Source organism: Sulfuriferula sp. GW1, from assembly GCF_047300855.1.
Lineage (GTDB): Bacteria > Pseudomonadota > Gammaproteobacteria > Burkholderiales > Sulfuriferulaceae > Sulfuriferula.
In genome coordinates this window covers 2719331-2743981 of the sequence record NZ_CP170197.1, presented here as the reverse complement: position 1 = coordinate 2743981, position 24651 = coordinate 2719331, and the positions used below count along the sequence as shown (strand labels likewise).

The following is a 24651-nucleotide window of genomic DNA, read 5'->3' as shown; positions in this document are numbered from 1 at the left end:
GATTAGTGTTCGCTGGCGGCGGGCGGCTGGGCCGAGTCGCCCTCATGGGATGAGTCGCCGGGTGCGTCATCGCCGTCCGGCAACGAGTTGCGTTGCGTTTTGCGCGCAGCGGGAACGGCGGGCTGCACGGCCAGTACTGCAGCGGGGCGCTCGTAGGGCTCGAGTATCCGGCCATACTGGGTGTTGAATTCCTGGCCTGGTTTGAGCGCGGGGATGGCGGGCAGTTTGAGCTTGCCCGGCGTGCCTGACGCAGGCTGCATTCGGCGCGGCTGGCCGTTTATCCAGAGGGTGGTGCTGCCGTCGCTGCGCGTCACATAGCCGTTGTAGAGCGTATCTCCCGCGGCGGGGGCGGTATCTGCAGGGGTTGGTGTGCCGCGATTGCGACCGGCTTCGATCTGGGTACGCTGCGCCGGGGTGTAGAACAGACGTCCCGACAGGCTGGTGGCGTATGCCGGACTCAGCAGAACGAACAGCAGCAGACTGACGATACACTTCTTCATGGTGCACTCCTGTCAGTTACGCCGGGGCTCAAGGTATACCAGGCGAAGCTGCATCGCGTTTGCAGTTGCGGTTCATTAGGGCTGGGCAGCTGAATACTGCTGCGTTTCAGTTCGCAGTCGCGCACACCCAGAATGCCGTTGGGTTGGCTGGCCAGGAGGTCGATCAGCCGCGCCAGATCGTTTTCGTCGAACAGCTGGCCGGTCAGATGGACTGGCGCTTCATGCAACACCATCTTGCCGACATCGACCGGCACCACGCCGGTGTAGGCTTGCTGAGGGCCGATGCTGAACTTCAGGTCGCGGATGGCGAGACGGCGCCCGGCATCGGCCAATGCGTCGCGCCACGCCAGGCGTTGATCGGGGCCGATAAAGCCGCGCGTTTGCAGGGCGTGGTAGGCGTCCAGATATTGCTGCACCAGGTCTTTTTCGCTGCCGGATTGCGACAGCTTGCGTTGCGCTTCGTTGAGCGCCATTTGCAACTGTCCCAGGCGCTGCTGGGCGGCCTGTTTGGCCTGCAGCGCGTAGTGCACCAGCAATACGCCCAGCACGACGGCCATCAACAATGCGAGTAGCGCCAGACGCGCAGCTTTGAGATTTTCCAGCGCTGCCTTCATTGCGTTGGCCTCATGAGCAGTTTGAGCTTGAAACGCGCGCCCGGCGCATTGCTGCCGGCGTGCAGGGATTCATCCAGCGTGGTAGTCGGGTCGGTGTTTATCGGCAGTGTCAGGGTCTGTACTTCGGCAACGCCGGGTTCGCTGCGCAAAGTGGCGGAAAAATGTTCGATGCTGGCTAATGCAGCTTTATAGTCACCCTGGAAGGGAGTGACTTCGCCTTCGAAATACACGGCGCGCAAAACCGGAACGGTCGTTTTTCCTGTGGCAGAAGGCTGCGGTGTGGTGCTATCGGCGCCGTCGTGATCGATCCAGTGCAGGCGCAGGACGGCAATCTCGGGAACCGCCTCCAGCGCCTGGCTGACACGGGCGAAATCGCTCATGGGTCGAGGTGCGGCATATAGCGCGCGTGCAGTCTCGACCACACGTTTCAGGTTTTGCGGCGATGTGGGTGCTTGCGGAAGCGCCAGTTGTACTGCGTGGTACAGGCTGGCCTGTTTCTGGATGCGATCCTGTGTGATCAGACGTTGCTGTTCGAGATCATGCTGGCGTGCGAAAAGATAGCCGCTCATGGCGAGTGTGGTCACCAGCACGGCAAACGCCGCCGTGTAAAGTTTATGCCGCAACAGCAATTGCGCATAACCGCGAGTATAGGTGGGGGGTGCCAAATTGACCGCCGCGCGTCTACGCCCCAATACGGCCAGATAAGTCACATCTACCGTCTTGTGCAGTAGCGACTCGTCCACGCCGGCCAATTTTGCCAATGCGGCGGAACCGACTGTCTGACAGATGAGATTTTTGTTCTCGTTGTTGATTTCGCGGCACAGGCTGGTGTAACTGTTTCCCGGATCGAGAACATATACCGCAAGCTGCGCGTCACGCGGCATCAGGCGCTGACTGTTCAGATACAGATCGGTTTTGTTGATCTCGCTGGCGATATCCGGAGCGCGGCCATCGGTGCTTTCCGGTGCGGTAAGACGCGAGAAACGCAGATTGCCATGCTCGAAATAAGACAGGCGCAAGCCGCCGCTATGCTCGGAGACGAGCAGGACATGGGGCTCGGCGGGTCCGATGCGCTGCAACAGGACGTGGCTGATGGCGGGCAATACGGTCAGCTCCGCCAGATGCACGCCATGCTGGTGCAGCAAATCCAGCCATGGGCGTACCGCATCGTGATTGCTCAGGATGATGAACAGGTAACGATCGTCATGGCGTCCGCTGGTTTCGCGGCCTTGCGGCCAGGCGGCGCTAAACAGTGCATTGCGGCTGACCTGGCGCAGGCGGCGCTCCAGCATCTCGCGCCGCGCACTGCCAATGACGTGGGGCAGCGTTTCCAGGCGGTAGTCCTCGTCCACGCTATCCACCATCACCGATACCGGGCTGCCTTTAAACAGTTGCAGCGTGGCGGCAAAGGCGCGCCGTCCGCCTTCGTCAGCGTCGAATTGTCCGATCAGGCGCAGTTTGCCGGCACGCCGGCAGGCGACCGTGATATTCCAGGCGCAAACATAAATCAGTAGTTGCGAGGTGAATATCATAGTTTCAAGTTGCCGATCACATCGTACATCGGCAACAGCACCGAGCCGACGATGACCGCCATGACCAGACCGAGCACCACAGTCAATGCCGGTTCCAGTATTTTCAGGGATTTATCGATGGATTCGGAAACTTCGCGGGTATAGAAATAGCTCACGTTTTCCAGCGCGCTATCCAGCGCGCCGGTGGTTTCGCCGACACGCAACATGCGGATCACCAATGGCGGGAACACACTCAGGCTCTGGAAACTTTCGGTCAGCCCCTCGCCATTACCGATGCGCGCCGCGGCGCGACGGATAGCATCCGCGATCACCCGATTGGCGGCGATATCTTCGCCGGCACGCAGGGCGTCGAGTATGGTGATGCCGGAACGGTACATCAGCGCAAAGAAATTGCTGAAGCGCGCCAGCGCGATTTTTTGCAGGATGGGGCCGATTACCGGCAGGCGCAGTTTGACGTCGTCGGCGATGAAGCGTGCGCGTTCGCTGGCGCGCAGGGTGACGAACAGGGCGCTGCCGAGCGCCACGGGCAGGATCAGGAACAATGGCCACCAGTTGCGCAGAGCCTGGGATAGCCATAGCAGCACGCGGGTCTGGATGGGCAGCGCGACGCCCATGTTCTTGATCAGATCGGCAATCTGCGGCACCAGGAACAGCAACAGCAGCAGGATGATGATACCTACCATGCTCAGAACAATGGTCGGGTAGATCAGCAGGCGCTTGGTTTGCGCGGCGAGTTCATCCTGGCGCTTGAGGCTGTTGCCGAGGTTTTCAAATACTTCACGCATCAGGCCGGTCTGCTCGCCCGCCTTGACCAGATTGACGATGACGGTATCGAACACCGCCGGATGTGCAGCCAGCGCCTGCGACATCAGTCTGCCGCCTTCCATGTCCTCCAGCAGTGCGGTGAGTATGTCGCGAAAACGCGGGTTGTCCATGCTGTCGCGCAGGTCGCGCACACCGTCCAGAATGGGTATGCCGGCGCGGCTGATTTGTTCGAGGTGGAAACAGAAGGTGATCAGGTCGCGGCGGCTGGCTGCGCCCCGGGCAAAGCTGCTGGCGCGGCTGTCCATCTGGCGCAGCGTGACCAGATCCAGGCCCATGCGGCGCAAGCGCAATTCCAGATCGACTTCGTTGGCCGCAGACAGGCTGCCGCGATTGCTGCGGCCCAGCTGGTCAATAGCGCGGTAACTGAAGTAGGGCATGGGGCTAGGGCTTTTTAGTCAATACACGTTGCGTCAAATCAACCACGCGCGATACTTCGGACAGGCTGGTCTTGCCTTCCAGCACGCGGTTGATACCGTCCAGGGCCAGGCTGCGGTAGCCCCGTTCCACGGCTGCGTTGTGGATTTCGCGGTGACTGGCGCGGCGTCCGACCAGGTCGTCGAGTTCGCTATCCATGCGTAACAGTTCCATTAATGCCATGCGTCCGCGATAGCCTTTGTTATTGCAGGCCGGGCAACCCACGGCGCGGTAAATCGGCGGATGATCATTGGCGCGCCAGCCCAGCAGGTTTTGTTCGTTGACGTCGGGTATGTATGCCGCCCGGCAGTGCGGGCACAACACGCGCACCAGGCGCTGCGCCACCACGCCGATGATATTGCCGGCCATGATGTCGGGGACGATGCCGATGTCCAACAGGCGCGGAAACGCGCCCAGTGCGGAGTTGGTATGCAGGGTGGTGAATACCTGGTGACCGGTCATGGCGGCGCGGAATGCCATCTCCGCAGTGTCGCGGTCGCGAATCTCGCCCACCAGAATGATGTCCGGATCCTGGCGCATGATGGAGCGGATGCCGTTGGCGAAATCCAGCTTGAGCGTTTCATTGACCGAGGTCTGGCGCATCAGCGTGACCGGGTATTCCACCGGGTCTTCCAGGGTCATGATGTTGACGGTTTCGTCATTGCGGTGAGTGAGCAGCGAATACAGCGTAGTCGTCTTGCCGGAGCCGGTCGGGCCGGTGATGATGAGTATGCCTTCCGGCCGCGCCATCATGGCCTGTAACGAAGTGTAGGTGTCGGCTGGCAGATCCATGTTGGCCAGCGGGATAATGGATTTTTCCCGGTCCAGCACGCGCAGCACAATGTTCTCGCCGTGGATGGTGGGCTGGCTGGAAACACGGAAATCAATCGGCCGCCCGTGCAGGGTGAGCGACAGCCGCCCGTCCTGCGGGGCACGGTTTTCGGCGATGTTCATGCCGGAGATGACCTTGAGGCGCACTGCGATGCCGGGCCAGTAACTCTTGTGCAGGGAGCGCACCTGCTCCAGCACGCCGTCGATACGATAACGTATGCGCAGGAAGGCTTGCTCCGGCTCGAAGTGGATGTCCGACGCGCTGCGCTTGACCGCGTCCACCAGCAGCGAGCCGACCAGCCGCACCACCGGCTGGGTATATTCCTCGGTGTCCATGGCAAGGCTCTGATAGTCCACCTCGCCGGTTTCGATTTCGCGCAGGATGCCGTCCACCGACAGCTCGAAGCCGTAGAAATTATCGATCGCCTCGAGCAGCTGCGCTTCGCCCGACAGCACCGTATCCACCTCGACACCCGCGCCCAGCAGTGCGCGCAGGTGATCCAGCGCCACCACATTGAACATGTCGGTAATGGCGACGACCAGTACCTGGCGCTGCGCATCAAACGCGATGGGCAGCAGGTGATGGCGGCGCGCGAAGTCTTCCGAGATCAGCTTGAGCGCTTCCGGGTCGGCCACCACATTGGCGAGATCGAGGCTGGTCTGGCCGATGGTGTGGGCGAGCTGGTCGCGGATCACGGCCTCGGTGATGAAGCCGAGCTTGACCAGCAGGCGTCCGAGCGGCAGGTTGGTGTGTTGCTGTTCCTTGAGTGTGATACGCAGCTGGTCCAGGGTGATCAGACCTTGCTGCACCAGCATTTCACCCAGACGCAGAGTTTTGCGCGCTTCCGCCAAACTTATTCCTGCCGCGCTTTGAGTTGGTTGATGCGCGCATCCAGGCGTACCGGGTCAAACTGGACATTGCCCGGCTGCATCAGGTCGCGCGCCTTTTGGTAGTAATTGAGTGCGGGTTTGCTCTGATTGATATGTTCCAGGCTGACCGCGAGATTGTAGGCGTAATCGGCATTGGCAGGATTCTTTTGATACGCTTCGAAGTATGCCTGCTCGGCATCCGGCCAACGCATTTGTCCGGCATACAGATTACCCAGCGAAAAATACAATTGTGCAGACGGCTGGCTGGCGATGAGTGTTTTCAGGCGCTGCTCCGAAGCGTTCGGATCGGCGTCGCCCATCATGTTGATCAAGGCGCTGTTGGCAGTGATGTTGCGCGGATCAAGCTCCAGCACGCGCTGGTAATAATGGGCAGCCGCCGGGGTATTGTTGTCGCGCAGGGCGATGGCGGCCAGGCCGAGTTGCACATCCACATTGCGCTCGCCGTCGGGAATTTGCAGATACAGGTTGCGCGCTTCGCGCGTGCGCCCGGCCTGGTATGCCTGATAGGCGTCCTGAAGTTGCGGATTAATGCGCTCCGTCTGCATTGCAAACGGCAGCGGTTTGTAGGTGGCGCGCGGGGTCACCGCAGTCTGTTTATGCTCGGTGGACAAGGAATCGCGTATCACATCGCCGCTACCCCACTGCGGCATGGGGTCGGTCTTGGCCGGGCGGGTGGGCACGGCGGCAGGGGCAGGCTGTATGGCGGGCTGGATTTCGGGCAAGGCGGAAACGGGCACCTGGCTGGAGGCAGCAGCGGGCGGGGTGGGCGCGGTAACGGGCGAGTGGATGACAGGCGCACTGCTGCGCTGTGTCACCGCAATCGCCGGCGCGGGTGGTGTACGGGTCTGCCAATAGACGAATGCACCGTAAATCAGCATGAACAAGGCGGCTAACACCGCGATTACCGGCACTATTGAACGCTGGCCCGACAGCCATGGCGTGTACCAGGCAGCCTGGGCCGAGTTGAACCTGGGCGCGGCATTTTCCCTGCCGGCGTAAGGGATGCCGTCAGATGCAGGTCCGCTGATGGGTTCAAGCGACAACGAATCGGCCAGTGTCGCGGACGGATTACGCGCCCCGCCCCCCGCAGACTTGTCACCGGCCTGTTTCAAGGCCTTGAGCAGCAGGCTCACTGGGGATCTCCGGCGGCGTCCGCGCCGTTGTGCCATTGCCCCGGCGTCGAATTGGCGCTGGGCAGGTAGCGTTTATAGAACTTGAGTTCGTCGCTCTCCAGTGAAGGATTGGTGATGACCGTGGGACGCAGGAAAATCACCAGTTCTGTCTGCCGGATATTGCGTTCCTGCTGGCCGAACAAGGCGCCGATACCTTCCGGACGCGACAATACCGGAATGCCGTCGCGGGCACGATCGCTGTCATCCTGCATCAGGCCACCGAGAATCACGGTCTGGCCGCTACCGACCTGTAACACCGATTCCATCTCGCGCACCTGGATCACCGGGATTTTGTTTGGGGTCGCGGCAGGCAAACCGGGATTGGGGTCGCTCACATCGCTGATCTTGCGCGAGATGGTGGGGCGTACATCCAGCGTGACCATGCCGTTTTCGGAAATCTGCGGGGTCAGGCTCATTACCAGTCCCACCGGCACCGTCTTGGCAGTGGTGGTGAAAGTGGTGGGTTGCAGCGGGGTACCGGTTGAGGACAAGGTGCCTTGCTGGGCCTGTACGTTGAAATAGACCAGGTTATCCACGACCTTGAGCAGCGCGGTCTGGTTGTTCAGCGCCATCAGCTTGGGGCTGGATAGAACCCGCACATTGCCGAAAGATTCCAGCAGGTTGATGGCGCCGGTTATGTTTGGACCCCGGTAACCAATATTGATGAAGGGCTGGAGGGCGCCCGCCAGATTGTTGGGACTGGCCGGGGTCGTGACGAAAAGCCCGTTGCCGGCATTGGCCATTTGGGACCAATCGATACCTGCGTGATACTGATCATTGAGGTTGACCTCGACGATGGTCGCTTCGATCAGCACCTGGCGCTGCGAAGACTGGCCTACCCTGTCGAGATATTGCTTGACGACCTGTTGCTGGCGCTCATTGCCCAGTATGCTGACAGTGCCGGCTACCGGGTTGACGATCACATCGTTTTTGCTGTCATTTAACAGTGATGAAGAAGTATTGTTGAATACTTCCTTGTACAGGGTAGTGGCAGAGGCGCCCGCCCGCGCCACAGCTTGTGCCTGTTCCAGCCGGTCGGCGCGGGCATTGCGCTCCGCATCAAGGCGGGCTGCCTTATCCTCGGCACGCTGGGTGGATGCGCGGGTTGAGGTCAGGATGGCGCGCAAGTTTTCCGTCAGTACCTCCCAGAAATTGTTATTGGATTGGCTATCTACCGTAGTGGAGGAACTGTTGCCCGCTTGAGCGCCGCCACTCGCGGCCGCGCCGACGGCGCCGCTACCGGTACTGGCAATCTGCGCCGCCACGCCGATACTGGATGTGGCATTGCGCGAAAGATTGACGTAATTGACTTTGTAGGTTTTCAGATAAGGTGTATCCGGCATGATCGACAATGTGTTGCCGTCCATCCGGTAGCGGATGTTGGTCTGTCGCGCAATGCGTTCGAGGATGGCGGATAGGGGTTCGTTCACGGCGTTCAACGTGACATTGCCGGTGATGCCGGTGCCGATGTCGATATTCTTTTTGGTATCCCGCGCCAAGGAAAACAGCAAATCTTTCACCGCTACGTTATCCACTACGATCGTGTAGGTGGGTTCGCGGACCTCGGTCTTTGGCGATGGCAGATAGGGTACGGTCCTGACCAGCGGCGGGATGTCGGCCTGCCTTGCTGTTGGCTGCGATGATTGCTGGATATGTCCTTGCGAAGGCTGGATCACGGCCTGGGGCACGCAGCCCGCGAGCACGAAGGTAGCGAGTATCGGCAGCCTCTTCCATCGCGCAATATTCATTGTCTTGCCTGAACCTTCCAGCACTGGTATCCCTCTCATCCGGCTCTTTTCAGAAATGGTATCACGACTGTTCGCCAACTTGTTGAATTTGCCGGGTTTCATTGCGTATCCCTCCCGCCGTTCTCAGGTAGGGCTGGCGTTTGCGCAGCGCCTCCGGCAGGCTCGACAATGCCCGGTTAGCAGCTTGTCGAGTAGGGTAACTTCCGTAAATAACGGTCCAACTGGGATGGCCTTGAGCCTGACTGCGGAAAATTCGCAGCTGATCCTGCGCCAAACCGGATACTTCCTTGAGATAGGCCGCGAATTCGCTCGGGTCATGAAGCAGGGAAAGCTGGATCGTATAGGTATCCGCCGGCTGCCGCATCAGCCAGGCTTGGGTGGCGGCGACACGCTGCTCGAATGGATCAGAGGAGGTTTGGGTCGTGACGCTTGCCGGGTTGGTCAGGCTGGTGGTGGCTGGTGTCGTTTGCGTTGGTTTGGGTGGAACCAGCGGCGCCGGTGCCGCAGCAGGTTTTGACAGCCAGTAAAAACCGGCGAGCACTGCGGCCATCACGCCCATGGCGATGGCCGGTAACAGCCAGCGTTTTGGTGGGTCGGCCTCATCGCTAAAGGCGCTATCACGCAGGGCGACGCGGATGTGGCGCGGCAGGATGGTGCGGGTGTTGTCGGTATAGGCGGCAAGCAGGCTTTTATCAGCCAGTATGTTGATGCGGCGGGTCAGACCGCGTGATGCATGCGCGATTTTGCGTACCACACGCCGGTCAAACAGGTCGGGTCCGCGATATCCTGCAGTGGTGAGGCGGAACGCCAGATAGGCGCGGATATCATCGGGGGTGAACGGTGCTAATGTAATGGCAGTGGTAATGCGTTCGCGCAATTGGCGGATGCGTGGGTCGGCGAGTTTTACATCCAGTTCGGGCTGGCCGAACAGGACGATTTGCAGCAGCTTTTCGCGCTCGGTTTCCAGATTGGACAGCAGACGAATTTCTTCCAGCGTATCCAGCGTCATGCCTTGCGCTTCTTCGACAAACATGACGACCTGTTTGCCCGCATCGTGCCGTGCCAGCAGATAATCGTTAAGCGTGCGCAGATGTTCAGCCCGGCTGGCATCTGGCAGGCGCGCCAGTTCCAGTTCGGCGAGTATGGACGGCAGCACGTCCTCCGGCCTGACATTGGGGTTGGCCAGATAAACGGTTTCAATATCGTCAGGTAAATGCTGTTCCAGCATCCAGCACAACATGGTCTTTCCGCTACCTACTTCGCCGGTGACCTTGATAATGCCTTCACCCTGACGGATGGCATATAACAGCCCCTGCAGAATCGCACCGCGTTCGCCGCCGGAAAAGAAAAACCCCGTGTCCGGCGTGATGCGGAACGGGGCTTCTTTCAGGCCGAAAAATTCGTGGTACATGGGGGCGGGTTGTCCTTGAAAACTTCAGCCCTGGAGGACACAGGGAGCACAGAGAGCGGCGGGATGCGAAATTTTTCTGGTTTTCTCTGTGCCCTCCGTGGCAAGGGCTTGCGGTTTTGAGCAGGCGGTTTCACACTTCGTTAGTATACGTCTGCATCCGGCTGTACAGCGTGGTGCGATTGATGCCGAGGATTTTTGCCGCTTGCGAGAGGTTGCCGTGGGTGAGGTTGAGCGCAGCCTCGACGTAGCTTTTTTCCCACTGTTTCATGGTCTGATCGAGACTGAAGTTGGCCAGCGTCTGCAAATGTTTGCGCGCGGTATCGTAGAGCGCCTTGCCGTCATTCGGTAGCGGAATCTCGGTCGGGAAAGCGGTATCGGTATCCAGTTCGGTTTCCAGTTGTGCTGCGGTCACATTCTGGCCGGCACACTTCGTGGTCAAGCGAATAACGATGTTGCGCAGTTCACGTACGTTGCCCGGGAAGTGATATTCCTCCCACATCTGGCGGGCGTGACTATCCAGTGTGAATGGTTTGACGCGTGCCTCGCGCGCATAGAATTCGCGGAAGTGCTCGAGCAGACGCACTTTGTCCTCGCCCAGTTCGCGCAACGGCGGCACGGCAATGCCAAACACCGAGAGGCGGTGATAGAGGTCGGCACGAAAGCGCCCGGCTTTGATCTCCTGGCGCAGGTCGCGATTGGTGGCGGTTACCACCCGCGCATTGGAAAAGCGTGACTGGGTTTCGCCCACACGCTGGAATTCGCCATTTTCGAGCACGCGCAGCAGCTTGGCCTGCAACTCCATCGGCAACTCGCCGATTTCGTCCAGGAACAGCGTGCCGTCGCAGGCGTCTTCAAAATATCCGGAGCGGTTGCTGGTGGCGCCGGTGAATGCTCCCTTGCAATAACCGAACAAAGTCGGCTCAACCAGGGTAGGAGAAATGGCGGCGCAGTTGAGCGCCAGATAAGGTTTTGCAGAACGGCTGGAAAGCTTGTGCAGGCTGGCGGCGACGAGTTCCTTGCCGCTGCCGGATTCGCCTTCGATCAATACCGGAAACGGGGCGTTGGCGTACTGGGTGATCTGCTGACGCAGACGATCGAGGTTGAAACTGGTACCGACGATGAGATTTTCCGCAGCTGGCGCTTCGGTTTCCGCGGTGCGCTCGGCATCCTGGATGAGCAAGGCATTGAACAGCAGCGATTTGATCTGCTCCGGCTCGCATGGCTTGCCGACAAAATCGATCGCACCCAAGGCGCGTGCATGGCGTGCGTTGGTTTCGTCATTCTGTCCGGACAGCACCAGGATTTTGATACCGGGCGAGTAGCCGAGCAGGTCGCTGATAAGTTGGAAACCTTCATCCGGCTTGTGTGGCAGCGGTGGCAGACCAAGGTCCACCAGGGCCAGCTGCGGCGGAGCGTCCAGTTGGGTCAGCAGGCTTTTGACCTGATTGCGCGAATCCGCCACAAAAACTTCAAAATCCTTGGACAATACAAAATTGAGCGTATCGGTGATGAGCGGGTCGTCATCCACGATCAACAGACTGGGTTTGGTGCCTTTATTTTGTAAGCTCACGTCGTTCCTCTTTACATTATCGGCATTCTGTTCCGATTGTGCCAGATTGCCGCCCGTGCGGGTAGCGCTGCGTGCATGGGTTGCCTGATGTGATAGTATTTGCGCCAGTTTGCGCGTAATTTGGCGCGTATGGATTCCATAAATTTTGGCAAAACGTTATGAAAGATTTTATCGCATTATTGGTGGAACAAAGCCGCTTGCAAAGCATTGCAATTAATCCTGCGCTGGATGATGCGCTCACCCATCTCGATCATGCGCTGGCGGGGCTGTGTGCAGCGGTGCAGGTGGAGTTCCATGGTCCTTATGTGGGCGTGGAAACACCGTTGGCGCATCAGATGGTGGTGCGTCAACACGAATGGAAGATTCACCAGCCCGCCTGGAGCATGAAAATATGCGTGGCTGCCCCCGAGGCCAACTGCCGTGCCGAATGGCCGATCCAGGGTGTGAGCCGCCTGCGCAAGGCGCTTGTGGTGAAAGCATTGCCGGCATTTTTTGCCGGATTTGCAGAAGCCATCAAGCAGGCTGGCAAACAGGATACCAGCGCTGGTCAGCGCGTTCTGGAACTGTCGCGGCGTTTCAACAGTTAAAATTCGCCTGTGGATATCCGCAGCCTCCCGTTTGTTGCCAAGCTGTTTCCCGCGGCGGGAGATGGGCTGGCTGCACCGGTCAGGGTTGACCTGGAAAACTATACCGCCCGTGAAATTTGCGAGTCCGTCGAGCATCTGATCCAGACGCTGGTAGCGGCGCGTAAAAAGAATGTGGAATGGAATCGCCCCAATATTGAGAGCCTGCTCTACCAGGACAGTTTCTCCGCACCCATCATCCATCGTTTGACCCAGCATTATCTGGCCTTGCCTCCTTACGTTTCCAGTGTGAGCGGCGGCTTTCTGGCGACCATCAGTGGCTATTGGGAAGAGATGAGTGAAATTCATCTGCAAAGCGTTGCTTACCTGATCAGCCATCCGGAATCCAGACTGGACGCGTTGCTGCCCTTGCTTACCCAACGGGCGCTCTATCATCATGCGATGCAGATGAAATGGTTGTGGTTGCGCTACCAGGTAATCCCGCCTTATTTCTGGGCGCGTCTGCACAGGCTCTATGCGGTCGCCGAAAAATACGGGTTTGCGCGCACACCGATGCCACTGCCGGACATGCAGCATGCTGATACCAGCTGCGAAACTTTGTATCTGCGCCCGCAAATGCTGCATAGTCTGCGACCCGATACGCTGCAACCGCGCGAGATCGAGCAGTTAGACGAGTGGATCGTCCGCTGGAGCAAGAGTGTCCTGCTGGAACGCACGCTGATATCCGAAAAACATCGCTATGGCGTCAACCTGAAAGCGGGCAATCCACCCAGGCCGCTGGCCATGCTTAACGAACCGGGCAGTTATCGCTATTGGGGTACCGGCTTAATGCTGGCTGCCATGCATGCCGGGCATGATCAGACGGATATGGAGGATGGGGATGGCTGGCGTCAGGTATTGTGGCGCAGGGTGGTCAACGACTGGTCCGGAACGCCGCCCATGCGACAGCATCCGCGCCAGATAATTGGAAAGCAGACCGAACTGTTTCTTGGCTTTGACGATATCCGCAGCCGGATTGATCGTCATGTGGCGCGGCGGCCCCACAATTTGCCAAATTTGCAGCGCTGTCGGGTACGCGACGAGGGTGTGGAAGGCGTGGGTATTTCCCTGAATACATCGGATGGTGTGTCAGTGGCAATCAACAGCTTGATCGGGATCAACTTTGACCGCCGTTTTTTGGTAGGCGTAGTGTGTCGTATCCGCCGGCATGAATCAGGCTGGACTGAAATCGGCATTCGCCGGCTGGCGGAAAATGCCGTGCCGGTCAAACTGGAGAGCATTAACGTAAATTTGGCCGGGCAGATGGTGGACGCTTTGTATTTGTCCATGACAGGCCCTTACGGGCGGCGCCGCTGCGTGTTGATACCAGCCAGTATCAATCGGCAGGGTGGCCAGTGGCGCCTGGTGAGCCAGGGACGGCGCCACCTGATCCGCCTGCGTACGCCACTCAAAGACACCCAGGATTATGTGTTGGCGGATTTTGATGGGCTGGTAGAGCCGGAGATACCCACGTTATGACAACGCTGGCGCCTTTGGAATTCGTTGCTGGCAATCAGTCTGTCCGGGCCAGTGTGATCTGGCTGCATGGGTTGGGTGCGGATGGACATGATTTTTTGCCAGTGGTGCAGATGCTCAGTCTTCCCGGTGTGCGTTTTATATTACCCCATGCGCCTGAGCGTCCGGTGACTGTCAATGGTGGCTATGTGATGCCGGCCTGGTATGACATTCGTGGCAGCGGGCTGGATATGGATGAAGATGAGGCAGGGCTGGCGCAATCCAGCCGGACGGTTGACGGACTGATCGAGCATGAGCAGGGACGCGGCATCGCGTTATCGCAGATCATCGTCGCCGGGTTTTCCCAGGGTGGTGCGCTGGCGCTATACGCTGGACTGGCGCGCGGAAAGGCGCAGGGAGGGGTGATGGCGTTATCTGCTTACCTGCCGCTCATGGCTGACTTCAGCACGCGTTGTGCAGTAGATATCCACACTGTTCCAGTATTTATGGCGCATGGCATGCAGGATGTTGTAGTGCCGTTACAACTGGCAGAGCTTAGCCGACAAAAACTGGTTAGTTTCGGTTTTGACGTGGCATGGCAAGTATATCCAATGGCGCACAGCGTGTGCGAGGAAGAAATCGACGCCATTCGCGCATGGCTGGTACAGGTTTTGGAATTGCGCGCTTAGGTCGGATTTTCGTCTTTGGCAATATCGACAGCAACACGCATCCAGCCGTCGCCTTTCTCGATCACGTCGCGCAGGCGAATCATGTTTTTCTTCGCGCCTGTGCCAGACTGGAAGCTGCGTCCGGAGGTGTATTGCGCAGCCTCCAACAACAGCTCTCCCTGGCCGTCGTCGGTCAGCGTGATAAAAATTACCGGTACCGGCAGCGTTGCATCCGTCGTATCCATAGTGCTCACGCTATAGCCCTGTAATACATGGGTTGCCTGGGGACGAAGCAACAGCATTTGCGGCGCGTTGCTAAGTACCTCCATCCCGACCAGGAGCAAGCCATCTTCGGCATGCAACAAGCGCCGCATCACGCCGATTTTCCATTCAGCATCGCGTTCGATTTTAAGGGCGACCATGCTGCCCAGCCGCACCCAGTCGTTGGAATCCGCAGGTACGCTGGCCCCCAGCCCATGTTCGCTCATATCTTCCATCACCCAGCGTTCGTGAGGCGGAGCATTCTCGCTTGGTGCGGTCGAAGAATGGCGATTGCGTGTACGTGTGGATTCAGTCACAAAACCATACAGTTTCATGTCGATCATCTCATCATATTTGAGCTCTGCATCCACTTCATGGAGCACGTCCGCACCGTTTTTACCCTGTTTGACCACAGCGCAGATCTCGTTGAATCCATGTACCACGTCAATGATTTTCTTGGCCGATGTGCGCGGGCTTTTGCGTTGTTCACGCTTGTCGAGAGGGCCCCATTGGCGTTCTGCGTAATCGAGTATTTCAAAGCAGTCCGGTAAGCGGCAATCCTCACCCAGGCCTAATAACGCGGGTGATTTTCCATTCTGCAGTGCGCTTCGCGTTTGCTGTATTTTTTCATGCAGCCTGGCAGTTGCCATAAAGCGGCAGGATTCTGAAAATTCCGTGTTGCGTATGCGGCGTGCGCCCACATCATCGGACTGCGCCACATAAAGTGTATGGGTATCGGGGTTGAATTGTGAATCCTGCTCGATCAGATGAGACCACTGGTTGAGCCATTGATCGGCCATTTCGATTTGTTTCGGGTATAGCGCGCTGGTGTCCAGTTGGCCCAGCAACAGGATCCGGGTGTATTGATCCAGGCAGCGGGTGGTTTCACTGCTTGCCGGATACAGAGTGAGTTCTGTTTTGCTGAAACCTTCAAATTCTGCCACGCGATACAGGTTGTGCAGTCTCAGCCAAAGCTTGTCGGCTGGTTTCTCATAGCGGAAGTAGTGCCACTTGAACACGTTTCCCAGGTTATGCACGGCGCGCAAGGTAAGCATGGGTAGGGACGTCTGTAGCGGATTACCCGCCGGGTTGGAGACGTAACTCATGATGAAGCCATGATAGCCACGCGCTACCTCCCAGTAAAACTTGTAGACAGCGTGCCACAAACGGCTTTCCATCACGCGCGACATGCGTGGATTGCGCAGATATTGCTGGCTCAGGGATGTTTGAAGCGCACGCGCATACTCGTCAAGCGACAAGAGTACGGCTAGACGTTCCTTGCTGTATGGGGCGGTCTGGGCGTTGAATTCGGCAACTTTTTGCAACACTTGTTCATGTGCGTTCAAGACATTGCCGGCGGGCAAGTCGTTTATCCAGCGCGTGATCGTCTTCTCGCTTTCCAGAGGATCGGATTCGGCGCTGTTTTTACGCAGCATGGACAGAATGTTGAACATGAATAATAACTCCGACTAGTGTTTCTGCTGAGATTGCAGTTGTTATCTACGCAAAATGTGTGCCACTCCATTTTGCTGTGCCAGATACACTGTTTGTGGGCAGCATTTCGTAGAGCCGCGAGTCCAGTGGTTTGGTTACCCGCCAATATGTCGAAAAGTTAACCAATATGCAGAGAAATGAACTTATGCATCACAAACGTTGTGCCACCCAGCCCGCAACGGACTGCAAGGCAACAGGCAACAGTGCGGGTTCAGTGCCACCGGCCTGAGCCATATCGGGGCGTCCGCCGCCCTTTCCGCCTACCTGGCTGGCTACAAAGTTGGCTAATTCGCCCGCTTTCACTTTACTGGTCAGGTCGGCGCTTACTCCGGCAATCAGCGTCACCCGCCCGTCAGTGGTGCTGCCCAATACCACAGCGCACGATTTGAGCTTGTCCTTGAGTTTGTCCACGGTTTCGCGCAGGGTTTTGACGTCGGCGCCTTCCAGTATTGCAGCAAGTATTTTCGTTCCGCTCACGTCGATAGCCTGGCTGATCAGGTCATCACCTTGTGCTGCGGCCAATCTGGATTTAAGGCGATCAAGTTCTTTTTCCAGATGTTTGACGTTATCCACAATCTGCGCGATTTTTTGCTGTAATTCTTGCGGCGGGGCTTTGAGCAGTGCGGCGGCCTCCAGAAGCTGCTGATGCTGCGCTTGTGTCACGGCCAATGCTGCGGGACCAGTGACGGCTTCTATGCGGCGGATGCCTGCCGCCACCCCGGATTCGGATACGATCCTAAACAAGCCGATATCGCCACTGCGATTCACGTGGGTGCCACCACACAGCTCTGTGGAAAACTCACCCATACCGATGACCCGCACCTGATCGCCGTATTTTTCGCCGAACAATGCCATCGCGCCGTGGGCGATCGCTGCATCGTAGTTCATCAATTGCGTTTCGACGATGACATTGCGGCGGATTTCCTGGTTCACCAGCTCTTCGATCTGCTGTAACTGGATGGTGCTGACAGCTTCGCCATGGGCGAAGTCAAAGCGCGTCCGGGCGGCATCCACCAGCGAGCCTTTTTGTGTGACATGAGTGCCGAGGACCTGACGCAACGCAGCATGCAGGAGATGTGTGGCGGAGTGGTTGCAGGCGGCACGGCTGCGGGCTTCGGCATCCACTTGCGCGGTGACCGTATCGCCGAGTTTGAAAGTGCCCGATTGGAGCACGCCGGTGTGGCCGAACACATCAGGCTGTATCTTTTGGGTGTCATCCACCACAAATACGCTGGCGCTGCTGCGTAGCTCGCCACTGTCACCCACCTGGCCGCCAGATTCAGCATAGAACGGGGTGCGGTCGAGCACGATGATCGCTGTTTCACCGGCGCTGATACTATCCACCGGACTGCCTTCCCGATATAAGGCAACAATGCGACTCTCCAGGCTCAGTGTGTCGTAACCATGGAATTCTGTAGGCTGGCCGTTGAAGCGCATGCCGACCTGCATGGAGAATTTGCTGGCGGCGCGCGCACGCTTGCGTTGCGCCTCCATGGCCGCATCAAAACCAGCGGTGTCTATGGTAAAGCCGCGCTCGCGTCCTAAATCGGCGGTCAAATCCAGAGGGAAGCCATAGGTATCGTAGAGCTTGAATGCGGTGGCGCCATCGAGTACTTTGCTGCCTGACTGCAATGCTTGTTCAAGGATACCCATGCCGTGTTCCAGGGTTTCAGCAAAGCGATCTTCTTCCTGTTTGAGTACGGCAGCCACCCGGGTCTGTGCGGCGACCAGTTCCGGATAGGCCGCGCCCATCGCTGCCGCCAGATCAGCCACCAGCAAATGAAAGAAGGGCTGCTTCTGACCTAGCCGGTAGCCGTGGCGAATGGCGCGTCGGATGATGCGGCGCAGCACATAGCCGCGTCCTTCGTTGCCGGGGATGATGCCGTCGGTGATGAGGAAAGCGCAGGCGCGAATGTGATCAGCAATCACTTTGAGCGAATTGTCGGTTAAATCTGTGCTGCCGGTAACGCGTGCCGCAGCGTGAATCAAAGCCTGAAACAAGTCGATTTCATAGTTGCTGTGGACGTGTTGCATAACCGCCGAGATGCGTTCCAGGCCCATACCCGTATCCACAGATGGTTTGGGCAGAGGATGCAGCGTGCCGGTCTCGTCGCGGTTGAACTGCATGAATACCAGATTCCAGATTTCGATATAGCGATCACCGTCTTCTTGCGCTGAGCCCGGGGGGCCGCCAGCGACTTCGGCGCCGTGGTCATAGAAAATCTCGGTGCATGGACCGCACGGACCAGTGTCACCCATTTGCCAGAAGTTGTCCGAGCCGCCACCGGGCTTGTCGCCAATGCGAATGACGCGTTCATCCGGCACACCGATTTCCGTGGTCCAGATGGTGTGCGCTTCGTCATCGGTATGGTAGACCGTCACCCACAATTTATCCTTGGCGATACCCAGTTCCTGGGTAAGAAACTCCCAGGCGAACTGGATGGCATTGCGTTTGAAATAATCGCCAAAGCTGAAGTTGCCCAGCATTTCGAAGAAGGTGTGGTGGCGCGCGGTGTAGCCGACGTTATCCAGGTCGTTATGTTTGCCGCCGGCACGCACGCAGCGTTGCGAACTGGCTGCACGTACATAAGGCCGGGTTTCGCGCCCAAGGAATACGTCCTTGAATTGCACCATGCCCGCATTGGTGAACAACAGCGTGGGATCGTTGCCCGGCACCAAAGGACTGGAGGCGACTGGCGTGTGTCCGTGACGGGCAAAAAAATCGAGGAAGCGTTGACGGATTTCGCTACTTTTCATGGGTAGTTTTTCGTGGAGAGATACAGGTTCAATTGAATCGGCACATTTTAGCCCGGATACAGCATAAATTCACGCGTAACTGGTTGAAAACAAAAAAAGGCCGCACATGGCGGCCTTTTTTCGGTCAGGAAAACTCAGATCAGGTTGGGAGCGATGCCCGGGTTTTTGCCGATACCGACGATTTTCGGCTCATTCAGCGTGCGTGGCTTGACCACCTTGATGTCTCGCAGATATTCAGCCACCACATCCCAGATCGGCGTTCCGGATACGCCTTCACCCACCGGTGCCCAGCCGGCGACCTTGTACTTCTTATTGGCCATGACCGGCTTGCCTTTCAAAGTCATGTTGCTGATGCGATTGCCAATCTTGTTGTTGGGAGCGACAGTGTACTGAATACCGCCTACGCGTACCATGTCACCGCCCTGCTGATAGTAGGGGTCGGCGTTGAACAGATTGTCGCAGACGTCTTCCATGATGCTCTTGATGGTTGCACCGGTCATTTCGTTGAGCGTGGTGGACGGGTAGGTGATGGCCGTCTGATCCATCAAGTGGTCCATGGTAATGATATCTCCGGACAGGAGGGTGGTACCCCAGCGGAAGCCGGGAGAGAACGCTGCATCCGAGCCTTTGACCGTCATCAGCGCATCCAGGATAAGCTGATCGAAGGTGCCGTTGAAGTTCCCGCGGCGATACAGGAGTTCTTCGGTCACTGCGAGTTTTTCATCCAGTTTGGCAATGTATGGCGCACGCACTTTTTTGATGAGCGCATCCATTTTTGCGTCCGGTTCGATCAGGTTGGAGAAAACCGGAAGCAGGCGGTATTTCCAGCCAGCGATCTTGCCGTTTTTCACATCAAAATCCATTACCCCAAGGAATTTTCCATTGGAGCCGGCATTGGTCACCAGTGTGGTGCCCTTGGCGTTCTTGACCTGGGATGGGAAGGGGATGCCATCGTGGGTGTGGCCGCCGAAAATTGCGTCGATGCCGGTCACACGAGACGCCATTTTCAGGTCAACGTCCATCCCGTTGTGGGACAGAACCACGACCACTTGGGCGCCTTTGGCGCGCGTCTCGTTGACGATTTTCTGCATGTCGTCGTCGTTGATGCCGAAGCTCCAGTCCGGCACCATGTAGCGCGGGTTGGCAATCGGCGTGTAGGGGAAAGCCTGGCCGATAATTGCCACTTGCACGCCGTTCATGGTTTTGATCACATACGGCTTGAACACCTGGTCGCCGAAGTCGTTGGTTTTGACATTCTGGGCAACAAAATCAATGTACCCCTTGAAATCGTTATCGACAACATGTTTGACGCGCTCGGCACCATAAGTGAATTCCCAGTGGCCGGTCATGACGTTGACGCCCAGCAGCTTGGCTGCATCCACCATGTCCTGGCCCTTGGTCCACAATGAGGTGGCGGAGCCTTGCCAAGTATCGCCGCCATCCAGCAACAGCGAGCCGGGGCGCGAGGCGCGTACTTTATCCACCAGCGTTTTCAGGTGGGCAAATCCCCCTACCTTGCCATAAGTACGCGCGGCGGCGGCGAAATCGAGGTAGGTGAAGGCATACGCTTCACGTGTGCCGGGTCGGATGCCGTAATGCTTGAGAAAGTATTCACCCACCAGATGCGGCGGTTGGCCGACTGCAGTCCCTACCCCAATATTGACGTCCGGCTCGCGGAAATAAATCGGCAGCAATTGTGCATGGCAATCGGTCATATGCATCAGCGATACGTTGCCGAATTTTGGCAGATCGTAAAAGCTGGAAGGTGCATTTCCAGCCAATGCCTGTTTGTTGTCAATCGCCATGCCGGACGCGGCAGCGACGGCAAGGATCTGTAAAAATTCGCGGCGATTCATCATCTGCTAAGCTCCTCAATGCGTTGTTGGGTATTGCTGGTTTCTGGTGTGCCTATTTTAGTGGGCTGACAGGTGAAGTAAATGGTATTAATCATCCAAGTGTGGCGGATTGGCTTGGCCCAGCAAAAAAAAAGCGAAGCTGGCTGGCGCCAGGCTTCGCCTAGTGATGGAACGGTTGCTTACTTACGGAATACCGAGGCCTTCAGAGGTAAACCGTTGCTGATGTAGGAATGGAAGTATTCCAGGTCGTTGTACTCCACGCTACCTGGCGCAAAAGGCACGGCACGGACCTGCTTGTTGCAACCCACGTAACGTTCCTGCAAGGTCACCAGATTCTCGCCGCCGCGGAATACCGGCCAATGCGTCGCTTGGCCGACTGCAGGGGAGAGCACTTCGGAACGCAGGTGGTTGCCGGCGTTGGCGACGTGGCAGGAGGCGCAAGAAAAGTTGAGCTGACCACGGCGGCTGTAGAACTGCTTCTTGCCGGCTTCATAGGCAGCAGTGGCGGCAGGGCCCTGCACCTTGATGTTCATCGGCATCCCGTCCGACAGCGTGCGGGCGTACGATGTCAAAGTGCCCATGGTCTTCATGTCGTTATACTTGTAAGCCTCTTCACCGTTGGCGGTACGGCAGGCATTGATGGCCATCTCGAAAGTGACAACCTTGCCAGCCTTGTCATCGAAATAGGGATAGTTGCCTGCTACGTTTTTGCCGCCATTGGGGAAGCAGCTTGCATACGTTTTGCCATTCTTGAATGGTGTTTCCCACATCTTCTTGCCCTGCTCAACTACCGAGCTGAAGGGTGGAAAATCCATGATGCTGTTGTATTGTGCCATCGCATCGGGATCGAATGCCAGCGCACCATAGATGTAATTCCCGGCTTTGATGTCCGGATACTTGCTGCTATAAAAATTAAGCAGGTTCTGGCGATCTTGTTCTGGTGAGGCGCTTGCATTCAGTGTGCCGAACAGGAGCCCGGCCCCAGCCAATGCCAATAGAATTTTTTTGCCGTGCGCCTTTGGCGACTTCGCCTGTGGCCCGCGAAACGTTGTCGTTTTCATGCCGTCCTCCGTTTGATATTTGTCGGGTGACGCCAGGGTGTCGGCCCTGGCACCTGGTTTAGCCTGGTTGAAACTCAGGAAACCACGCCGTCAACTTTATTGGATTCACCCTTGTTATCTTTCCAGCTGATTTCCACTTTGTCGCCGGCTTTGGCGCCTTTGACCTTGAATCCCAGATACGGATTCTTCGACACGCCACCGCCCCACTGGGCGTCGAGCACGGGCTTGCCGTTAAGCGTGGCATGCACTTCATCAATGAAGTGCGCAGGAATAAGCTGACCGGTCTTGGCATCCTTGCGTTGCCCGGATTCCATCGGGTGATTCATCAATACTTTAATATCGGCCACATCGCCACTAATGGATGCGCGCATTTTCATTGGTTCTGCCATTTTGAATTCCTCTAAGCTAAGTTATTAAGACACAGATGCCGGGCAAGATATGCGTCAGTTAACCGCCACAACCACCGATGGTTACTTTCACTTCTTTGGCAGCAGTGTATGTCTTGCCGCCTGCGGTCACTACGGCGCGTATCATGGATGTTTGTGCCATCTTGATACGGGTAGAGACAAATCCCTCAGCTCCGTTGGAGAGCTTGAAATCAGCAATCAGAACGGTGGGGTTTTTCTCGGACATGATGACTATGTTGGTCGTGCCGGGAAGAGTGCTGAGTACTTCCACGGGAACGACAGCGCCGTTTTCAGCAATATCCGGAGCCTTGATGGTGATGGACTTGCTATCTGTAGGCGTGGGCAAACCCAGACTCTTGATTGCTTCGGAAACGGACTTCGCGGCAAACGCGTTGCTGTTCCAGGCGGCCAGCGCATTGCCGGACTTAAGCAGTCCTGCGGTAGCTGCCATGGCAACCACGCCAGCCGCGCCGGCGCTTTTCAGGATATTTCTACGCAATTCATTCATTCATTTCTCCTAGGTGATTTTGAGCCTGGATTACAGGCCGTATACGAAATCGGTGACTTTATCGATTTCCTGTTCAGTCAACACCTTGTGTTTGCCGAACGGAATCATGACGGTTTGAGGGTTGGCAACCGTGGCATCCCATATCTGGGCGCGCAATTTGGCTTTGTCCGGATAGCGCGCGCTCATGGCGATCAACGGTGGTCCGATGGTGCCAGCGGATTCCGCGTCCGGCACGGTAGGCATGGCGTGGCACGCCAGGCAATTGCCTTTGCCTTTGTCAAAGGCAATCGACTTGCCGGTTTCTTCTTTGGGTGCGTCTGCTGCCACCGCGTAGTTGGCCATAACGAACATGCCGACTATGCTTGCGGTCAAGATTAGTGATGCTCCTGCACGCATGTCATCCTCCTAGTCTAATTGTGGGTGCAACTGAATGATTTTCCGGTTTGCCGTGAAGGCATTCCAGTCTGCCTATCCAAACTAAGGATGCGGCAAGCATAGTGCAAAATTTTTGCTTGTCCAAGCCCTTGACCGCGTTTTTTTTTGCAAAAACATGACATTCGGTATGTTTATACCAAATCAGCGCACGATGAATGTTTCAGGAGACTTATGGTTTGTCTGGTTTATTGAGTGTCATGAGTTCTTTTAGGCGCGCCTCAGCAATGGACATCTGATAAAAATCGCCATCGTGGCTTTTAAGACCCAACTTCAACTGCTCAATGGCGGCATCAAGATTGCCTTGCCTCACATAGGCTTCAGCCTGGGCGTGATGGCGCAAAAAATCTTTGCCCAGCATGGCGTAGGCACGTGACTGTAACTCGTACAGACGGTAATCGTCCGGATACAGTGCAAGGTGATCGGTGACAAGCGCCAGCGCTGCTTCGGCTTTGCCCGCCTGCAGCAAGGCATTGGCATCTGCATATAGCAGTGGCCGATAACCTGGAAAACGCTCGCGTCCAGCCTGATAGCGGGTTAGTGCAGCCTCGATGTCGCCTGCTTCCTGCTTGATCCGGGCACCCAGCATGGCAATGATCGGACTGCGGGCACCCGACTGGTTGAGCCGGTTCAACTCCTGATCCGCGCGCTCGAACTGGCGTGCGCGCAGCAGCGCCACTACCAGCCCGTAACGTTCAGCCGCGAGATTGTTATAGCGGGTAGCGCGGATGGCTTCGGAGAAACGCTTGACGGCTGCTTCAGGGCTGCCTTCGCTGGCCAGCAGTTTGGCACGTAGCAATTGAAACTCCAGGCTGTCTGCAACCTGTTTGACGGGCAGGCTGACCAAGCGATTTTGCATATCGGCAATCCGTTCCGAGGTCAGCGGATGGGTCTGCAGATAAGCAGGAGCGTTATTTTCATATAGACGGCTGTTTTTTTGCAGGCGTTCGAAAAAAGTTGCCATGGCGCGCGGGTCAAAACCCGCGTTGCTCATGATTTGTATGCCGATACGGTCGGCCTCGCGTTCATTGTCTCGAGAAAAATTGAGCTGTTTCTGGATGGAAGTAGCTTGTACCGTGGCAATGGCAGCAGTAGCCACTTGCGGGTTGGAACGCGCAGCAAGTAGCGCTACTGCCAAAGCGCCTAGCGACGGGATGATGCCCTGATTCTGGTTTTCGATCATGCGCGCCAGATGATGCTGGGTGACGTGGGCGATTTCATGGCCCAGCACGCCCGCCAGTTCGGATTCGTTCTGGGTGGCTTCAATCAGGCCGGTATGGACGCCGATAAACCCGCCCGGCAAGGCAAATGCGTTCAGCGTGCGGTCGCGCAGCACAAAGAACTGGAACGAGAGGCGATTTTCCGGGCTGGCAGCCACCAGGCGGTAGCCGAGATTGTTGAGGTAATCGGTGAGTTCGGGATCGTCATAATAGGCCGGTTCAGCGTAAATTTCGCGCATGATTTTGGTGCCCACCCGAGCTTCGTCATGCGGTGAAAACGCGCCTTGCGAGACATCGCCAAGGTCTGGTAGTTCGCTGGCCAATAACGGCTGGCTGGCCAGGCACAAAGCCAGGAATAAGGAAGCTGATTTCATGAATGCTATGATAACGACTTCTGTTTT

Annotated in this window: 20 protein-coding genes; 3 read left to right on the top strand and 17 right to left on the bottom strand. The window is 57.2% G+C overall.

The genetic code is table 11. The features are described from left to right. Window positions 1–2 precede the first annotated feature (2 nt). From ACFDAU_RS13590 to ACFDAU_RS13550, 9 genes are all read right to left on the bottom strand, one after another. Window positions 3–500, bottom strand: coding sequence for a hypothetical protein (locus tag ACFDAU_RS13590; RefSeq protein WP_413437431.1), 498 nt, complete (start codon window positions 498–500; stop codon window positions 3–5). Further along, entirely contained in the window at window positions 497–1114 is a 618-nt protein-coding gene (locus tag ACFDAU_RS13585; RefSeq protein WP_413437430.1) for a hypothetical protein, read from the bottom strand. The genes ACFDAU_RS13590 and ACFDAU_RS13585 overlap by 4 nt, the downstream gene beginning before the upstream one ends. Further along, window positions 1111–2646: a hypothetical protein gene (locus ACFDAU_RS13580; protein WP_413437429.1), complete on the bottom strand. Its 1536-nt coding sequence runs from the start codon at window positions 2644–2646 to the stop codon at window positions 1111–1113. The genes ACFDAU_RS13585 and ACFDAU_RS13580 overlap by 4 nt, the downstream gene beginning before the upstream one ends. Then, complete coding sequence (locus ACFDAU_RS13575; protein WP_413437428.1) at window positions 2643–3848, bottom strand: type II secretion system F family protein; 1206 nt, start codon at window positions 3846–3848, stop codon at window positions 2643–2645. Before ACFDAU_RS13575 ends, ACFDAU_RS13580 begins: the two co-directional genes overlap by 4 nt. Before the next feature lie 4 nt (window positions 3849–3852). Continuing rightward, entirely contained in the window at window positions 3853–5568 is a 1716-nt protein-coding gene (locus ACFDAU_RS13570; protein ID WP_413437427.1) for a GspE/PulE family protein, read from the bottom strand. 2 nt (window positions 5569–5570) lie between these two features. Further along, window positions 5571–6740, bottom strand: a complete 1170-nt coding sequence (locus ACFDAU_RS13565; RefSeq protein ID WP_413437426.1) for a tetratricopeptide repeat protein — start codon at window positions 6738–6740, stop codon at window positions 5571–5573. Continuing rightward, the gene (locus tag ACFDAU_RS13560) at window positions 6737–8527 is read right to left on the bottom strand and encodes a secretin and TonB N-terminal domain-containing protein (protein WP_413437425.1); all 1791 of its coding nucleotides are present in this window, start codon (window positions 8525–8527) and stop codon (window positions 6737–6739) included. Before ACFDAU_RS13560 ends, ACFDAU_RS13565 begins: the two co-directional genes overlap by 4 nt. 61 nt (window positions 8528–8588) lie before the next feature. Next, a complete protein-coding gene (locus ACFDAU_RS13555) occupies window positions 8589–9938 on the bottom strand; it encodes an AAA family ATPase (RefSeq protein WP_413437424.1) in 1350 nt (449 codons plus the stop codon). Between the two features lie 130 nt (window positions 9939–10068). Next, window positions 10069–11508 carry a sigma-54-dependent transcriptional regulator gene (locus ACFDAU_RS13550; RefSeq protein WP_413437423.1) on the bottom strand — a complete coding sequence of 480 codons (1440 nt, stop codon included), beginning with the start codon at window positions 11506–11508 and terminating at the stop codon, window positions 10069–10071. A 158-nt stretch (window positions 11509–11666) separates the two neighbouring features. Here ACFDAU_RS13550 and ACFDAU_RS13545 point away from each other — a divergent pair, with 158 nt between their 5' ends. From ACFDAU_RS13545 to ACFDAU_RS13535, 3 genes are read left to right on the top strand one after another with little or no spacing between them, the layout of a single operon-like run. Further along, window positions 11667–12095 (top strand): hypothetical protein, encoded by a 429-nt coding sequence (locus tag ACFDAU_RS13545; RefSeq protein ID WP_413437422.1) that lies wholly within the window; start codon window positions 11667–11669, stop codon window positions 12093–12095. 9 nt (window positions 12096–12104) lie between these two features. Next, window positions 12105–13610 (top strand): hypothetical protein, encoded by a 1506-nt coding sequence (locus ACFDAU_RS13540; protein WP_413437421.1) that lies wholly within the window; start codon window positions 12105–12107, stop codon window positions 13608–13610. Next, window positions 13607–14275, top strand: a complete 669-nt coding sequence (locus ACFDAU_RS13535) for an alpha/beta hydrolase (RefSeq protein ID WP_413437420.1) — start codon at window positions 13607–13609, stop codon at window positions 14273–14275. The genes ACFDAU_RS13540 and ACFDAU_RS13535 overlap by 4 nt, the downstream gene beginning before the upstream one ends. Here the strand turns inward: ACFDAU_RS13535 and ACFDAU_RS13530 are convergent. The 8 genes from ACFDAU_RS13530 to ACFDAU_RS13495 all read right to left on the bottom strand — a co-directional run bounded on the left by ACFDAU_RS13530 (window position 14272) and on the right by ACFDAU_RS13495 (window position 24624). Further along, a complete protein-coding gene (locus ACFDAU_RS13530; RefSeq protein WP_413437419.1) occupies window positions 14272–15969 on the bottom strand; it encodes a hypothetical protein in 1698 nt (565 codons plus the stop codon). The genes ACFDAU_RS13535 and ACFDAU_RS13530 overlap by 4 nt on opposite strands. A gap of 190 nt (window positions 15970–16159) precedes the next feature. Then, window positions 16160–18766 carry an alanine--tRNA ligase gene (gene alaS / locus ACFDAU_RS13525; RefSeq protein ID WP_413437418.1) on the bottom strand — a complete coding sequence of 869 codons (2607 nt, stop codon included), beginning with the start codon at window positions 18764–18766 and terminating at the stop codon, window positions 16160–16162. Between the two features lie 134 nt (window positions 18767–18900). After that, window positions 18901–20625, bottom strand: a complete 1725-nt coding sequence (soxB, locus tag ACFDAU_RS13520; protein WP_413437417.1) for a thiosulfohydrolase SoxB — start codon at window positions 20623–20625, stop codon at window positions 18901–18903. A gap of 176 nt (window positions 20626–20801) precedes the next feature. Then, window positions 20802–21683: a sulfur oxidation c-type cytochrome SoxA gene (soxA, locus tag ACFDAU_RS13515; RefSeq protein ID WP_413437416.1), complete on the bottom strand. Its 882-nt coding sequence runs from the start codon at window positions 21681–21683 to the stop codon at window positions 20802–20804. Window positions 21684–21757: 74 nt separating this feature from the next. After that, a complete protein-coding gene (gene soxZ / locus ACFDAU_RS13510; RefSeq protein ID WP_413437415.1) occupies window positions 21758–22072 on the bottom strand; it encodes a thiosulfate oxidation carrier complex protein SoxZ in 315 nt (104 codons plus the stop codon). Window positions 22073–22130: 58 nt separating this feature from the next. After that, window positions 22131–22598, bottom strand: coding sequence for a thiosulfate oxidation carrier protein SoxY (soxY, locus tag ACFDAU_RS13505; protein ID WP_413437414.1), 468 nt, complete (start codon window positions 22596–22598; stop codon window positions 22131–22133). Window positions 22599–22628: 30 nt separating this feature from the next. After that, window positions 22629–22949 (bottom strand): sulfur oxidation c-type cytochrome SoxX, encoded by a 321-nt coding sequence (soxX, locus tag ACFDAU_RS13500; RefSeq protein WP_413439550.1) that lies wholly within the window; start codon window positions 22947–22949, stop codon window positions 22629–22631. A 253-nt stretch (window positions 22950–23202) separates the two neighbouring features. Beyond that, complete coding sequence (locus ACFDAU_RS13495) at window positions 23203–24624, bottom strand: M48 family metalloprotease (RefSeq protein WP_413437413.1); 1422 nt, start codon at window positions 24622–24624, stop codon at window positions 23203–23205. Window positions 24625–24651: the final 27 nt, after the last annotated feature.